The organism is Sphingomonas sp. Leaf38 (assembly GCF_001421825.1).
Classification (GTDB): Bacteria; Pseudomonadota; Alphaproteobacteria; order Sphingomonadales; family Sphingomonadaceae; genus Sphingomonas.
Genome location: NZ_LMLD01000012.1, coordinates 235,949 through 249,319 on the forward strand (window position 1 = coordinate 235,949; position 13,371 = coordinate 249,319).

A 13,371-nucleotide genomic window follows, 5' to 3' on the forward strand; every position below is an offset into this window, starting at 1 on the left:
CGCCATCGCCGCGAACTTGGTCTTGTCCGGCGCGTTCGCCGTCACCTTCGCCGCCGCCATGTACAGCAGCGCGCGCGCCGCCTCGAGTTCGGTCGCCATGTCGGCCAGCATGAACTGCGTGTTCTGGAAGTCCGCGATGGCCTTCCCGAACTGCTTGCGGTCGCGCGTATAGGCGATCGCCTCGTCGAGACACCGCTGCGCGCCGCCGAGCGAGCAGGCGCCGATGTTCAGCCGCCCGCCATCGAGCCCCATCATCGCGATCCGGAAGCCCTCGCCCTCGCCGCCGACCATGTTGGCGCCCGGCACGCGGACGCCGTCGAAGATCACCTGCCGAGTCGGCTGCGAATGCCACCCCAGCTTCTTCTCGTTCGCGCCGAAGGACACGCCGGGCATGTCCTTTTCAATCACCAGGCAGGAGATGCCCTTGGGGCCGTCTTCACCCGTGCGGACCATGGTGACATACACCTCGTTCTCACCCGCCCCCGAGATGAACTGCTTCGAGCCCGTCACGATCCAGTCGTCGCCGTCGCGCACCGCGCGCGTCTTGAGCGCGGCGGCATCCGACCCCGAACCCGGCTCGGTCAGGCAATAGCTCGCCAGCCGGTCCATCGTGACGAGATCGGGAAGATACTTGTCCTTCACCGCGGCCGATCCGAACCGGTCGATCATCCACGCCGCCATGTTGTGGATGCTGATGAACGCGCTCGTCGACGGGCACCCGTACGACATCGCCTCCATGATCAACGCGGCTTCCAGGCGCCCGAGCGCGATGCCGCCGCTCTCCTCGCTGACATAGATCGCGGCGAAGCCGAGTTCCGCCGCCGCCTTGATCGTGTCGCGCGGGAAGATGTGCTTCTCGTCCCACCCGGCCGCGTGCGGCGTGATCCGGTCGGCGGTGAAACGGCGCGCAAGCTCCTGGATCTCGCGCTGGTCGTCGGTGAGGTCGAACTGGTTGGCGGCAAGCTGGTTCATCGTGATCCTATCTCCGTCATGCCGGGCTTGATTCGGCACCCAGAGCCTCTGACGCTAGCGGTGTTGGCTCTGGGTCCTGACGTACGTCAGGATGACAATTGGGGGAAATGGTGTGGAGCGGCAACCGGCGGTCTACATCCTCGCAAGCTGGCGCAACGGTACGATCTATATCGGCGTAACCTCCGACCTGCTGCCGCGGATTATTCAGCACCGTGCGGGGTCCTTCGGCGGCTTTACCAAGGTGTACGACGTCAAGCGGCTCGTGTGGTTCGAAATGGCGGCTACGATGGAAGGAGCCATCGGACGCGAAAAGCAGCTGAAAAACTGGCGCCGCGCCTGGAAGCTCGAACTTATCGAGACCGACAATCCGACATGGCGTGACCTGGCCGAAGATTGGGGTTTCGCCCCCCTCCCCCAGCCGTCATCCCGGGCTTGACCCGGGACCCAGAGCCACGCGCGCCGACGCGTCTGGCTCTGGGTCCTGACGTTCGTCAGGATGACGGAAGAAAAGAAGAGCAATCCGATCACCCCATCGTCGGAATGACGAACGCATTCGCCGCGTCGCCAACCCCGCCGTCAGGCCAGCGCTGCGTGATCGTCTTGACCTTGGTCCAGAACTTCACGCCTTCCATCCCGTGCTGGTTGGTGTCGCCGAACGCGCTGCGCTTCCACCCGCCGAAGGTGTGATACGCGACCGGCACCGGAATCGGCACGTTGATCCCGACCATCCCGACGTTCACCCGCGCCGCGAACTCGCGCGCGGCGTGGCCGTTGCGCGTGAAGATCGCGACGCCGTTGCCATATTGATGCTCGCTCGGCAGCCGCACCGCCTCCTCGAAGTCCGTCGCGCGGACGATCTGCAGCACCGGCCCGAAGATCTCCTCCTTGTACGCCGACATCTCCGTGGCGACGTGATCGAACAGCGACGGGCCGATGAAGAAACCTTTCTCATGCCCCTGAAGCGCGAACCCACGCCCGTCGACGACGAGTTCGGCGCCTTCGTCGACACCCGTCTGGATCCAGTTCTCGATCCGGGTGCGATGCGCCGCGTTCACCACCGGCCCGTAATGCGCGTCGTTGTCGGTCGACACGCCCACGCGCAATGCGGCAATCGCCGGGATCAGCTTCTCGCGCAAAGCAATCGCGGTCTTCTCGCCGACCGGCACGACCACCGGCAGCGCCATGCACCGCTCGCCCGCCGAGCCGAACGCCGCGCCCGACAGGTCGGCGACGACCTGGTCGAGATCCGCGTCGGGCATGACGATGCCGTGGTTCTTCGCGCCGCCCATCGCCTGGACGCGCTTGCCCGCCTCGACGCCGCGGCGGTACACATAATGCGCGATGTCGGACGAGCCGACGAAGCTGACCGCTGCAATCGCCGGATGATCGAGGATCGCGTCGACCATCTCCTTGTCGCCGTGGACGACCTGGAAGATGCCCTCGGGCAGCCCCGCCTCGACGAACAGCTCGCCGAGCCGCACCGGCACCGACGGATCACGCTCGCTGGGCTTCAGGATGAACGCGTTGCCCGTCGCGATCGCGACGCCGCTCATCCAGAGCGGGATCATCGCCGGGAAATTGAACGGCGTGATCCCCGCACCGATGCCGAGCGGCTGGCGCATCGAATAGACGTCGATCCCCGGCCCGGCCCCTTGCGTATACTCACCCTTGAGGATGTGCGGGATGCCGCAGCAGAACTCGATCACCTCGAGCCCGCGCTGGATATCGCCCTTCGAATCCGCGATCACCTTGCCGTGCTCGGACGAGAGCATGCGCGCGAGCTCGTCCATGTTCGCTTCGACGAGCCGCTTGAACTCGAACATCACGCGCGCACGGCGTTGCGGGTTGGTCGCGGCCCAGCCCGGCTGCGCCTTCTGCGCGGCGGCGACCGCCGCATCCAGATCGACCGCGCCCGACAGCCGCACACGCGCCTGCACCTCGCCCGAATTCGGGTCGAACACGTCGCCGAAGCGCTCGGCCTTGCTCGCCGCGCCGCTCGTGAAATTCTCGATCGTTCGCATGGGCATCCTCTTCTCGTTGTCGGCATCGTCGGCCATAAGCGTTTCGCAGCCAAGTAGGGCTGTTTGCAGAGTCTCTCTGCAAATGTGCAGCATAAGGTGAGCCGTTCATGGATTGGGACGACGTCCGCTATTTCCTCGCCCTGGCGCGCACGCACCGGCTCGGCCCCGCCGCAAAGCTGCTCGGCCAGGACGCAACCACGGTCTCGCGCCGCCTGCAACGGCTCGAGCGCCGGCTCCAGACGACGCTCTTCGAACAGACCGTCGCGGGCTACGCGCTGACCGAACGCGGCACCGCGCTGCTCGATCATGCCGAGACGATGGAGGCCGCCGCGCTCGGCATCCAGGAGGTCGTCGGCACCGACGCGGGCGTGCTCGCCGGGCCGATCCGCCTGAGCGTGTCCGAAGGCTTCGGCAGCCGCATCCTCGCGCCGCGCCTCGCCGCGTTCACCAACCAGCATCCGCGCATCGCGATCGACCTGATCGCCTCGACCGGCTTCCTCAACCCGTCGCGGCGCGAGGCGGATATCGCCGTCATGCTCGCACGCCCGAAAAGCGGCCCGCTGGTCGCGCGCAAGCTCACCGACTACCATCTCGGGCTCTACGCGCACCCCGATCACCTCGCCCGGAGCGGCCCGATCGCGACCACCGCGGATCTGATGCGCCACCGGCTGATCGGCTATGTCCCCGACATGATCTACGCGCCCGAGCTCCGCTATCTGGCCGAGATCGACAGCCGGCTCGACGCGTCGATCCGCAGCTCGAGCATCGTCGCGCAGGCCGAGCTGATCGCGGCGGGGGCCGGGTGCGGCATATTGCCGTGCTTCATCGGCGACGGCGTGCCGGGGCTGGTCCGCGTGTTGCCCGAGGCTGTCGATATCCAGCGCTCGTTCTGGCTGGTCGTCCACCGCGACGTCCGCCGGATCGCGCGGATCGACCGGTTCATCGCGTGGCTGGACGCGACCATCGGCGATCTGAAGCCGCTGATGCTGGGCACGATTGTCGCTCCCGGCTGAGGCTCGTATAGGCTGGCACTGACGCGGCACCGCCGTTTTTGTTCGGAGTGACGCGTGATCCCCAAACTCTATCATGATGCCATTATCTGGATCGGGGACGGCACCGGATTGCCCGACGCCATCCTCCATATCCACGCGGGCATGGCATTGTTGATGATCGCGCGGCTGGTCACGCGGCGATCGTTCGGGACGTTCATTCCGTGGTGGGTCGTCGTCGCCGGTGAAGCCTTCAACGAAATCATGGACCGGCTGAGCTTCGGGTCGTGGCGGTGGGAGGATACCTCGCTGGACATCCTCAACACCTTGCTCTGGCCGACCGTGATCTGCCTCGGCGTGCGGCTGCGCCCGATGATCGGGAAGCGCGGGCGGTAGGCTGCGCTTCCTTCCTGCCCCCCCTCACGGTCATCCCCTCACCGTCATTCTGACGAAAGTCAGGATCCAAAGCCACAAAAGCCGATGCCCGTGACCCTGGGCCCTGACTTTCGTCAGGGTGACGGGACAACTCGAAGTGACGGGGCGCGTCAGGACGACGGAGCGGCGGTGACGGGCTCTTACCCCAGCGCGATGTAGCGTTGCAGGTGATGATCCTCGTCGCCGAGCTGGTGGTCGATCATCACCAGCCGCTTTGCGTAATGCGACACCGCATATTCCCACGTCATGCCGATCCCGCCGTGCAGCTGGATCGACTCCTCCGCGACCAGCGCGCCGGTCCGCCCGATCGTGTACTTCGCCGCCGCCAGCGCCCGTGCGCGCGCCTTCGCATCGTCGCCGTCGAACGCCGAGGCGGCATTGATCACCGCGGACTGCGCCTGCTCGATCTCGAGCAGCACCGTCGCCATGCGGTGCTGGAGCGCCTGGAACTTGCCGATCGGCACGCCGAACTGCTTACGGTCGCGCAGATAGCCGAGCGTCGCCTCCTTGACGAACTCCATCGCGCCGACCGCCTCGGCCGACAACGCGAGCAACCCGGCGCCGACCGCCGCATCGACGATCGCCTGCCCCTGCCCTCCACTCCCAATGCGTGCGTCGGCGCCGAGCGTCACGCCATCGAACGTGACGTCGCCAGCGCCACCGCCCTCGACGACGTTGTAGCTGCGGACCGACACGCCGGCGGTATCCGCGGGCACGAGGAACACGAGCGGGTCGTCCTGCTCGACCACCACCACGAACACCGACGCCGCACCAGCCTGCGCCACGACCGCCTTGGTCCCGCTGAGCGTCCAGCCATCGCCGCTCTTCGTCGCGGTCACCGGCGTCGCGCCATCCTCCTGCGCAAACGCGGCGATCGTCTCGCCGGCGACGATCGCGGCGAGCGTCTCGTCATGCCCGCCGCCCGCGGCCAGCGCGCGACCGGCCATCAGCGCGCCCAGGAACGGCTCGACCACCAGCGCGCGGCCAAGCGCCTCGAACACCACCATGATGTCGAACCCGCTGCCGCCGAAGCCGCCCGCCGCCTCGTCGAACAGCGCCGAGACGATGCCGAGTTCGGTCAACTGCTGCCAGACCGCCGGGTCGTACCCGGCGTCGCTATACGCGCCCGCATTGCGCGTATCGATCGGATAGCCGTCCCGCAGCGCGCGAACGAGCGTGTCGGCGAGCATGCGGCGATCGTCGGTATGGTCGAAGTTCATGTGCTCAGAGACCCAGAATGGCTTTGGAGATGATGTTCTTCTGGATCTCGTTCGATCCGCCGAAGATCGACAGCTTGCGGTTGTTGAAATAGCTCGGCGCCGCCATCGCCGCATCCTCCGGCCCGACATCCTCGCCGTTCCACCCGGCTTCCAGAGCCTCGGGTATGTAGGGCGCAGCATAGGAGCCATAGGCGCGACGCGTCAGCGCGGTGATCTCCTGCCGGATCTCGGTGCCCTTGATCTTGAGCATCGAGCTTTCCGCCCCCGGCGCGCCGCCGCCCGCGACCGCGGCCAGCACGCGCAGGTTGGTCGTCTGCATGTTGGCGAGATCGATCTCGACGCGCGCCATCCTTGCAGCGAACAACGGATCCTCGGCGAGCGCCCGCCCGCCCTTCTTCTGCATCTGCGCGACTGCCTTCAACCGCTCGAACGACGCGATCGAGAAGCCGACGCCGGCGATGTTGGTGCGCTCATAGGTCAGCAAATACTTGGCATAGGTCCAGCCCTGATTCTCCTCGCCGACGAGGTTGGCGACGGGTACCTCGACATCGGTGAAGAACACCTCGTTCACCTCCTGCTCGCCGTCGATCAGCGTGATCGGGCGGACTTCGATGCCGGGCGACTTCATGTCGATCAGCAGGAACGAGATTCCCTCCTGCTTCTTGGCGGTCGCGTCGGTGCGGACGAGGCAGAAGATCATGTCGGCATGCTGGCCGAGCGTCGTCCAGGTCTTCTGGCCGTTGACGACATAGACGTCGCCGTTCCGAACCGCGGTGGTCTTGAGCCCCGCGAGATCGGAGCCTGCGCCCGGCTCGGAATAGCCCTGGCACCACCAGTCGGAGCCATCCAGGATGCGCGGCAGCCAATGCTTCTTCTGCTCTTCAGAGCCATATTTGATCAGCACCGGGCCGAGCATGTTCACGCCGAACGGCACCACGCGGGGCGCGTGCGCGAGCGCCGATTCGTTGTCGAAGATGAACCGCTGGATCACGCTCCAGCCGGGACCGCCCCACTCTTCGGGCCAATGGTTCGCGAGCCAGCCGCGTTCGTTCAGGATCGCGTGCCATTCCTCCATGTCCGCCTTGCGCAGGCGTTTGCCTTCGCGGACCAAAGTCGAGAGGCGGGCGGGGAGTTTGTCGCGGAAGAACGCGCGGACTTCGTCGCGGAACGATTCTTCTTCGGGCGTGAAGCTAAGATCCATGGCCATGTGCTCCTGATGTTGGAGTCCATGTGCCACAGTCGAACGCGAAATTGAAGGACCGGTATGGTCTAAATCGCATGGATCTTGACGCAATGTGTCGCAGGTTAATTCAGGCGGTATCACCGCCGTCCGCGTCATCCTGACTTGCGTCAGGATGACGGCGTGAGACCGATCAGAACCGGTAGCTGATCCAGCCGGCCAGGAAGTCCGAGCTCTTATAGCCCGCATTCGCCAGCGCGGGCCCGGCGATCAGATGCTCGTACCGCCCCGTGAACGACAGCCGCGAGGTGAACGGGTACACCGCCTGGAACCGGATCGTGTCGGCGATCTTCTTACCGCCAACATTCTGCGTGCCCGCAAACGCGGTCCCGTTCGCGCGGTACACCGCATCGCGTGTCGTATCGCGCCACGACAGCTGATATTCCGCGGTCATGCGCAACTTGCCGAACGGCGTGAACGTGACGTTCGGGGCAAGCGCCATCAGGTTGGTCGGCGTCGCGAACAGCTGGTAGCTGTAATAGATGTTGTTGCCGAACGGCGCGAGCGCGGTGCGCAGCGTGCCGTTCCCGTACGCGCCGCCACCGCTGGCATAGTCCGCATGGAAACCGATCCGCGGCGCGGTCTTGCCCTTCCCCAGCTGATACGTCTGCGCGAGCAGCAACAGCCACGCCTTGATCGAGCGGTTGTCGTAGGATCCGCCCTGATAGTTAATGGTCCAGTCGAGATTGACCGGCCCGGCATCGCCCCAGATGTGCAGCCCGTAGAAGTTACGGACTTCGCGGGCGGTGTCGGTGCCCCACACCGCCGAGCGGTTGCGCAGCCGCCACAGGAACGGATCGACATAGAGTTTCGACCCGCCGAACAGCGATTCCGGCACGACCAGCCCGGTCGAGATACCCGAGAACCGCCGTGCGCTCTCGGCATTGTCGTCCTGCGTCCCCCCGTTCCCATAAGCGGTCGGCTTGAAATCGAACACGTCGGCGCGGACGCCGGCGGTGCGCGCCCAGGCCCGGAACCCGTTGAACCCGAAATACAGCGTGTTGTTGTCGCGCGGCACCACCATCAGGTTCGGACCGTCGGCAAACGTCTGGCGACCATAGCGCACGCCGACATCGACATCGGCGACCGTCCCGGTCAGGTCGACGAACGCCTGCTGCACCGCCAGCCTGTTACGCAGGTTCGGCAGCGCGGTACCCAGGTTTTGCCCCTCCAGCGTGCCGTGCGCGAGTTCGCCATAGAAGCGAAGATGCTGGCCGACATGCAGATCGGCGCCCCCGAACAGGCGCAGAATATCCTGCCGCTGCGCTTCGGCGTTGCGCAGATTGGGATTGGTCGTTTCGTTGACGCGCAACCGCGCCTCGCCCGACAGCGTCAGATAGACGTCGCCGTCACCCGCGATCGAGATGAACTTGAGCTGGTCTACGATGTCCTTGCGCTTCTTCGGATCGCGCAGTTTCGACCAGTCCTCCGCCCAGCGCGACTGGTTGTAGCCGCCTGCGGTGACACCATCGCCGATCGCGGCATTGGGATAGGCCTCGGCGATCGGCGACGCTTCGGCCGTGCTGGACAGCTCCTTGGCGCCAATTCTCGCCTGCGTCGAAGGCGCGTCGTTGGCAGGCGCCGGCGCGGTCTGCGCGGCAACGGTGGTCGAAAGTGCGGCGGTGGTCGAAAGTGCGGCCGCGGCAAAGCCGGCCGCATACCGCAAGCGGCGCATCGTCGGTAGGGTCATGAGATAATCCGGTACTGGTGGGTGGGGACGGACCAAGCCGTCCCCACCGACATCAATGGGCAGTCGCGGCATCGGCTGGCAGCGCCGCAGGCACGAACTCGGGCAGCTTGCCCGACAGCGCCGCGTCGAGCTTGTCGCGGTCGAGTGCACCTTCCCAGCGGGCGACGACGATCGTCGCGACCGCGTTTCCGATGAAGTTGGTCAGGCTACGGCACTCGCTCATGAAGCGGTCGACGCCGAGGATCAGCGCCATCCCCGCGATCGGCACGGTCGGCACGATCGACAGCGTGGCGGCCAGCGTGATGAAGCCCGCGCCGGTCACACCCGCCGCACCCTTCGAAGAGATCATCGCGACGACCAGCAGCAGCAATTCCTGCCCGAGCGTCAGATGCGTGTTGGTCGCCTGCGCGATGAACAGCGCCGCCAGCGTCATGTAGATGTTGGTACCGTCGAGGTTGAACGAATAGCCGGTCGGCACGACCAGCCCGACGACCGACTTCTCGCAGCCCGCGGCCTCCATCTTCTGGATCAGGTTCGGCAGCGCGGCTTCGGACGACGACGTGCCGAGCACCAGCAGCAGTTCGGCCTTCAGATACTTGATCAGCTTGAAGATCGAGAAGCCCGTGAGGCGCGCGACGGTGCCGAGGACGACCACGACGAACAGGATCGCGGTCAGATAGAAGGTCGCGACCAGCGCACCGAGATTGGCGAGGCTGCCGATCCCGTATTTGCCGATCGTGAACGCGATCGCGCCGAATGCGCCAAGCGGGGCTGCGCGCATCAGGATGCCGACCAGCTTGAAGACGATCAGGCTGAGCCGCTCGAGGAAGTTCAGCACCGGCTTGGCAGGCTCACCGACCAGGCTGAGCGAAATGCCGAACAGGATCGCGACGAGCAGGATCTGAAGGATGTTCCCTTCCGTGAACGCGCTGACCATCGTGTCCGGGATGATGCTCATCAGGAACCCGGTGATCGTCGTCTCGTGCGCCTTGACGGTGTAGTCGGCGATGCCCTTGGTATCGAGCGAGGCGGCGTCGATGTTCATCCCCGCGCCCGGCTGGACGACGTTGGCGACGATCAGGCCGACGATCAGCGCGAGCGTCGAGAAGAACAGGAAGTAGGCAAACGCCTTGCCCGCGACGCGGCCAACCGACCCCAGTTCCTTCATGCCCGCAATACCCGTGACGAGCGTCAGGAAGATCACCGGAGCGATGATCATCTTCACCAGCTTGATGAACGCATCGCCGAGCGGCTTGAGCGCTGCGCCGTACGTCGGATAGAAATGCCCGAGTGCCGCGCCCAGCGCGATCGCGATCAGCACCTGGATGTAGAGCTGGCCGCTCCAGCGCTTGCGCGCGGGCGTTTCCGCGACGCCATATGTCTGGGATGGTAGGGTCAACATCGCCTCCTGAAAACCTTCGCCCGTTGTCACGGGACGTTATGGCGACGGTAATGCCGGGCCGGACCGCGGACTACAAGACCGGGTCGGACCCTATCTAAAACGTTGGTTTTGCGTGGTTTATGGACATACCCGGTCTTCTGATGTGCGGAAAATGTCACTTTTCAGCGGTAGCGGGACGCTTTGGTGTGTGATAATCCGCACAAATGGCGCGGTTCAAATCCCCCCTTTTCATCACCGCGCTGGCCGTTCTGCTGGCATTCGCCGCGCTCGGCATCGTCGTCGCCGGAGTTGCCTCGATCTACGGCCCACGCGCGGTGGCGGACGCGACCGCGACGGTGCGGCTGCGCGCGGTCCAGCAGACCCGCAGCAACCTTCGCCTGCTCGAGGCGGAGCTGCAGACCTATCGCCTGCTCCCGATCATGCTCGGCGAATATCCCGACGTTCGTGCCGCGCTCGCCTCGGGCACGGTCGATCCGGCGCTCAACGCGAAGCTGGCACTGCTGGCGGCGCGGACCGGCGCCCCGGTGATCTACGCGCTCGACACGCAGGGGATGACGATCGCCGCCTCGAACGCCGCGCGCGCGGACAGCTTTCTCGGCCACGATTATCGCTATCGCGACTATTTCACCAAGGCGATGGCGTCAGGCGCGACCGAGTTCTTCGCGCTCGGCAGCGTGAGCGGGCGGCCTGGCCTGTATCTGTCGCGGCGTATCGATCGGGACGGCCGGCCGCTCGGCGTGGTGGTGGTGAAGGTCGAGTTCGGCAAGATCGCACGCGCGTGGATCCAGGACATGATGGCGACCTTCGTCACCGATCCCGATGGCATCATCCTGATCGCGAGCGATCCGAAGCTCGAATTCCGAACGACGCGCACGTTGCCCGCTGCGCGTCGCGCGGCACTGATCGCGACACGCCAGTTCGGCACCTCGCCGCTCGACCCGGCACCGCTGACGCTGCGTGGCGGCGTATGGCACGAGGGGGTGTCGCGGCTGCCCAACGGGTCGCCGGCGATCGCGGTCTCGCTCCCGGTGCCGATCGCAGGCTGGCGGCTGGTGCATATGGAGCCGCTCGACGCCGCGTTGCGCACCGCTGCGGCACGCACGCGCTGGGCGACCGCGATCGCGGCGCTGCTGACGATCGCGGTGATCGTTGCCGCCTGGTGGCTTCAGGCACGCCGCAAGCGCAACGCGGGCGCACGCGCCGAACTCGAGGCCGAAGTCGCGCGGCGCACCGCAGAGCTGCGCGCCACCGCCGACCGGCTGCAGATCGAGGTCGAGCAGCGCGAGGCGTCCGACCAGCGCTTTCGCCAGGCGCGCGAGGAGCTGGCGCACGCCAACCGGGTCGGCTCGATCGGCACGATCACCGCCAGCGTCGCGCACGAGATCAACCAGCCGGTCGCCGCGATCCGCACCTTCGCCGACAATGCCGCCGCCTTCCTCGCGCGCGGCGAACCCGCGCGTGCGGCGACCAACCTCCAGTCGATCGTCGACCTCACCAGCCGGATCGGCACGATCACCGCCGGCCTGCGCCGCTACGCACGACGCGGCGCAGGGTCGATCGGCCCGGTCGCGCTCGACGAAGCCGTCGACGGCGTCCGCCTGCTCATCGGCGACCGCTTCCGCGCGAAGGGCGTGACGCTCGATCTGCCCACCGGTCCCGAGGCGCGGCTGACCGTGATCGCCGGCCGCGTCCGGCTCGAACAGGTCCTCGTCAATCTCCTCCAGAACGCGCTCGACGCGGTCGCCGACCGGCGCGACGCGCGAGTCAGCGTCACGGTCGGCCGGAAAGGCCGCGACGTCGTGCTGACCGTCGCCGACAACGGCCCCGGCATCGCACGCGATATCGCCGACCATCTCTTCACCCCGTTCGCGACGAGCAAGAAGGACGGCCTCGGCCTTGGCCTCGGCATCGCGCGCGACATCATGACCGAGTTCGGCGGCACGCTCGACCTCGTCCCAGCCCCCGAAGGCGCAATCTTCCGCATGATCTTGGTAAAAGCATGACAGAGCAGGCCGTTCTCCTGGTCGACGACGACGACGTCCTGCGCGGCGCGCTCGAACAATCGTTCGAACTCGCCGGGATCGCGGTGATCGCCGAGCGCGATCCGACCGTCGCGCTGGCCCGTGTGACCGCCGGGTTCGACGGCGCAGTGGTGTCCGACATCCGCATGCCGAAGATGGACGGGCTCGAGCTGTTCCGCCGGATCGCCGCGATCGACCACGAGATCCCGGTGCTGCTGATGACCGGCCACGGCGATGTCGCGATGGCGGTCGCAGCCCTCAAGAACGGCGCGTTCGACTTCATCCCGAAACCCTTCGCGACCGATCACCTGATCGCGGGCGCCAGGCGTGCGCTCGAGATGCGCCGCCTCGTCCTCGACAATCGCCGCCTGCGTGCGGCCGCCGAGGAGACGATCGGCGCCGAGCCGCTGATCGGCGAAACGCCCGTCATGGTCCGCCTCCGCGAAACCATGCGCCAGATCGCGCAGGCCGATATCGACGTGCTGATCGAGGGCGAGACGGGTACCGGCAAGGAGCTCGTCGCGGTCCTCCTCCACCGCTGGAGCAACCGCCGCTCGCGGCCGTTCGTCGCGGTCAACTGCGCCGCGCTGCCCGAGGCGGTCGCCGAGATCGAGCTGTTCGGCCATGACGGCGACTCGCGGCTGCCGCGCACCGGCCGGATCGAGGCCTCGAACCGCGGCACCCTGTTCCTCGACGAGATCGAGAGCACGCTCCCCGCGTTCCAGGCGAAATTGCTCCGCGTGCTGGAGGAACGCGAAGTCATGCCCGTCGGCGGCGACCTCCCCCGCGCTCTCGACCTGCGCGTGATCGCGGCGGCCAAGCCCGGGCTCGACCAGGCCGTCGAGGAGGGCCGCTTCCGCGCCGACCTGCTGTTCCGGCTCGACGCGGTGCGGCTGCGCATCCCGCCTTTGCGCGAACGCCGCGACGACATTCCGCTGCTGTTCGGCCACTTGCTGCACCAGGCGGCAGAGCGGTTCGGCCGCGATGTGCCGACGATCGATACCGCCACGCTCGCCTATCTCGGCCAGCACGACTGGCCCGGCAACGTCCGCGAACTCGACAACCTCGCCAAGCGGCTGGTGCTCCGCGTCGAAGCCGAAGACGCCACCGACGAGGACAGCGACATCCCCCTCCCCGCGCGCGTCGACAAGTTCGAGGAAGCAACGATCCGCGCCACGCTGCATCAGGTGAGCGGCGACGTCCGCTCCGCACTCGCCGCGCTCGGCATCCCGCGGAAAACCTTCTACGATAAGCTCAAACGCCACGACATCGACGTCGAAGCCTACCGCCCGACCAAAAGCTAGCTGATCCTCCCCCGCCAGGGGGAGGTGGCACCGCAGGTGACGGAGGGGGAGGACACGCAACCGCTGTTACCCTTCCC

11 protein-coding genes are annotated in these 13,371 nt (G+C 66.6%); 5 read left to right on the forward strand and 6 right to left on the reverse strand.

Annotated elements, in window-relative coordinates; translation table 11 throughout:
• On the reverse strand, positions 1 to 972 hold a 972-nt coding region (locus ASE88_RS16660; protein ID WP_235527985.1), incomplete at its 3' end, for an acyl-CoA dehydrogenase family protein.
• Between the two features lie 91 nt (positions 973 to 1,063).
• Here ASE88_RS16660 and ASE88_RS16665 point away from each other — a divergent pair.
• Positions 1,064 to 1,408, forward strand: coding sequence for a GIY-YIG nuclease family protein (locus ASE88_RS16665; RefSeq protein ID WP_056480051.1), 345 nt, complete (start codon positions 1,064 to 1,066; stop codon positions 1,406 to 1,408).
• Positions 1,409 to 1,496: 88 nt separating this feature from the next.
• On the opposite strand, the gene ASE88_RS16670 is transcribed toward ASE88_RS16665, so the two are convergent.
• Positions 1,497 to 2,993, reverse strand: coding sequence for a CoA-acylating methylmalonate-semialdehyde dehydrogenase (locus ASE88_RS16670; protein ID WP_056480376.1), 1,497 nt, complete (start codon positions 2,991 to 2,993; stop codon positions 1,497 to 1,499).
• Positions 2,994 to 3,100: 107 nt separating this feature from the next.
• Here ASE88_RS16670 and ASE88_RS16675 point away from each other — a divergent pair, with 107 nt between their 5' ends.
• Together ASE88_RS16675 and ASE88_RS16680 are read left to right on the forward strand one after the other, a co-directional pair.
• The gene (locus ASE88_RS16675; RefSeq protein WP_056480054.1) at positions 3,101 to 4,006 is read left to right on the forward strand and encodes a LysR family transcriptional regulator; all 906 of its coding nucleotides are present in this window, start codon (positions 3,101 to 3,103) and stop codon (positions 4,004 to 4,006) included.
• Between the two features lie 54 nt (positions 4,007 to 4,060).
• On the forward strand, positions 4,061 to 4,378 hold the full coding sequence (locus ASE88_RS16680; protein ID WP_055881359.1) for a hypothetical protein: 318 nt from the start codon (positions 4,061 to 4,063) through the stop codon (positions 4,376 to 4,378).
• A gap of 179 nt (positions 4,379 to 4,557) precedes the next feature.
• Here ASE88_RS16680 and ASE88_RS16685 read toward each other — a convergent pair whose 3' ends face one another.
• The 4 genes from ASE88_RS16685 to ASE88_RS16700 all read right to left on the reverse strand — a co-directional run bounded on the left by ASE88_RS16685 (position 4,558) and on the right by ASE88_RS16700 (position 9,966).
• Positions 4,558 to 5,637 (reverse strand): acyl-CoA dehydrogenase family protein, encoded by a 1,080-nt coding sequence (locus ASE88_RS16685; protein WP_055881362.1) that lies wholly within the window; start codon positions 5,635 to 5,637, stop codon positions 4,558 to 4,560.
• 4 nt (positions 5,638 to 5,641) lie between these two features.
• Positions 5,642 to 6,838, reverse strand: coding sequence for an acyl-CoA dehydrogenase family protein (locus ASE88_RS16690; protein WP_055881365.1), 1,197 nt, complete (start codon positions 6,836 to 6,838; stop codon positions 5,642 to 5,644).
• 172 nt (positions 6,839 to 7,010) lie between these two features.
• Positions 7,011 to 8,567 carry an alginate export family protein gene (locus ASE88_RS16695; RefSeq protein ID WP_235527986.1) on the reverse strand — a complete coding sequence of 519 codons (1,557 nt, stop codon included), beginning with the start codon at positions 8,565 to 8,567 and terminating at the stop codon, positions 7,011 to 7,013.
• Positions 8,568 to 8,619: 52 nt separating this feature from the next.
• Positions 8,620 to 9,966: a dicarboxylate/amino acid:cation symporter gene (locus tag ASE88_RS16700; RefSeq protein WP_268795230.1), complete on the reverse strand. Its 1,347-nt coding sequence runs from the start codon at positions 9,964 to 9,966 to the stop codon at positions 8,620 to 8,622.
• A 206-nt stretch (positions 9,967 to 10,172) separates the two neighbouring features.
• On the opposite strand from ASE88_RS16700, the gene ASE88_RS16705 reads away from it, so the two are divergent.
• Together ASE88_RS16705 and ASE88_RS16710 are read left to right on the forward strand one after the other, a co-directional pair.
• Positions 10,173 to 11,972 carry a sensor histidine kinase gene (locus tag ASE88_RS16705; protein ID WP_056480058.1) on the forward strand — a complete coding sequence of 600 codons (1,800 nt, stop codon included), beginning with the start codon at positions 10,173 to 10,175 and terminating at the stop codon, positions 11,970 to 11,972.
• Positions 11,969 to 13,294 (forward strand): sigma-54-dependent transcriptional regulator, encoded by a 1,326-nt coding sequence (locus ASE88_RS16710; RefSeq protein WP_056480061.1) that lies wholly within the window; start codon positions 11,969 to 11,971, stop codon positions 13,292 to 13,294. Before ASE88_RS16705 ends, ASE88_RS16710 begins: the two co-directional genes overlap by 4 nt.
• The last annotated feature ends 77 nt before the right edge of the window (positions 13,295 to 13,371 follow it).

Excerpts from the sequence above, each read along its gene's own strand:
- ASE88_RS16665 (WP_056480051.1), top strand. The coding sequence starts at position 1,064 with ATGACAATTGGGGGAAATGGTGTGGAGCGGCAACCGGCGGTCTACATC.
- ASE88_RS16670 (WP_056480376.1), bottom strand. The coding sequence starts at position 2,993 with ATGCGAACGATCGAGAATTTCACGAGCGGCGCGGCGAGCAAGGCCGAG.
- ASE88_RS16675 (WP_056480054.1), top strand. The coding sequence starts at position 3,101 with ATGGATTGGGACGACGTCCGCTATTTCCTCGCCCTGGCGCGCACGCAC.
- ASE88_RS16685 (WP_055881362.1), bottom strand. The coding sequence starts at position 5,637 with ATGAACTTCGACCATACCGACGATCGCCGCATGCTCGCCGACACGCTC.
- ASE88_RS16690 (WP_055881365.1), bottom strand. The coding sequence starts at position 6,838 with ATGGATCTTAGCTTCACGCCCGAAGAAGAATCGTTCCGCGACGAAGTC.
- ASE88_RS16695 (WP_235527986.1), bottom strand. The coding sequence starts at position 8,567 with ATGACCCTACCGACGATGCGCCGCTTGCGGTATGCGGCCGGCTTTGCC.
- ASE88_RS16705 (WP_056480058.1), top strand. The coding sequence starts at position 10,173 with ATGGCGCGGTTCAAATCCCCCCTTTTCATCACCGCGCTGGCCGTTCTG.
- ASE88_RS16710 (WP_056480061.1), top strand. The coding sequence starts at position 11,969 with ATGACAGAGCAGGCCGTTCTCCTGGTCGACGACGACGACGTCCTGCGC.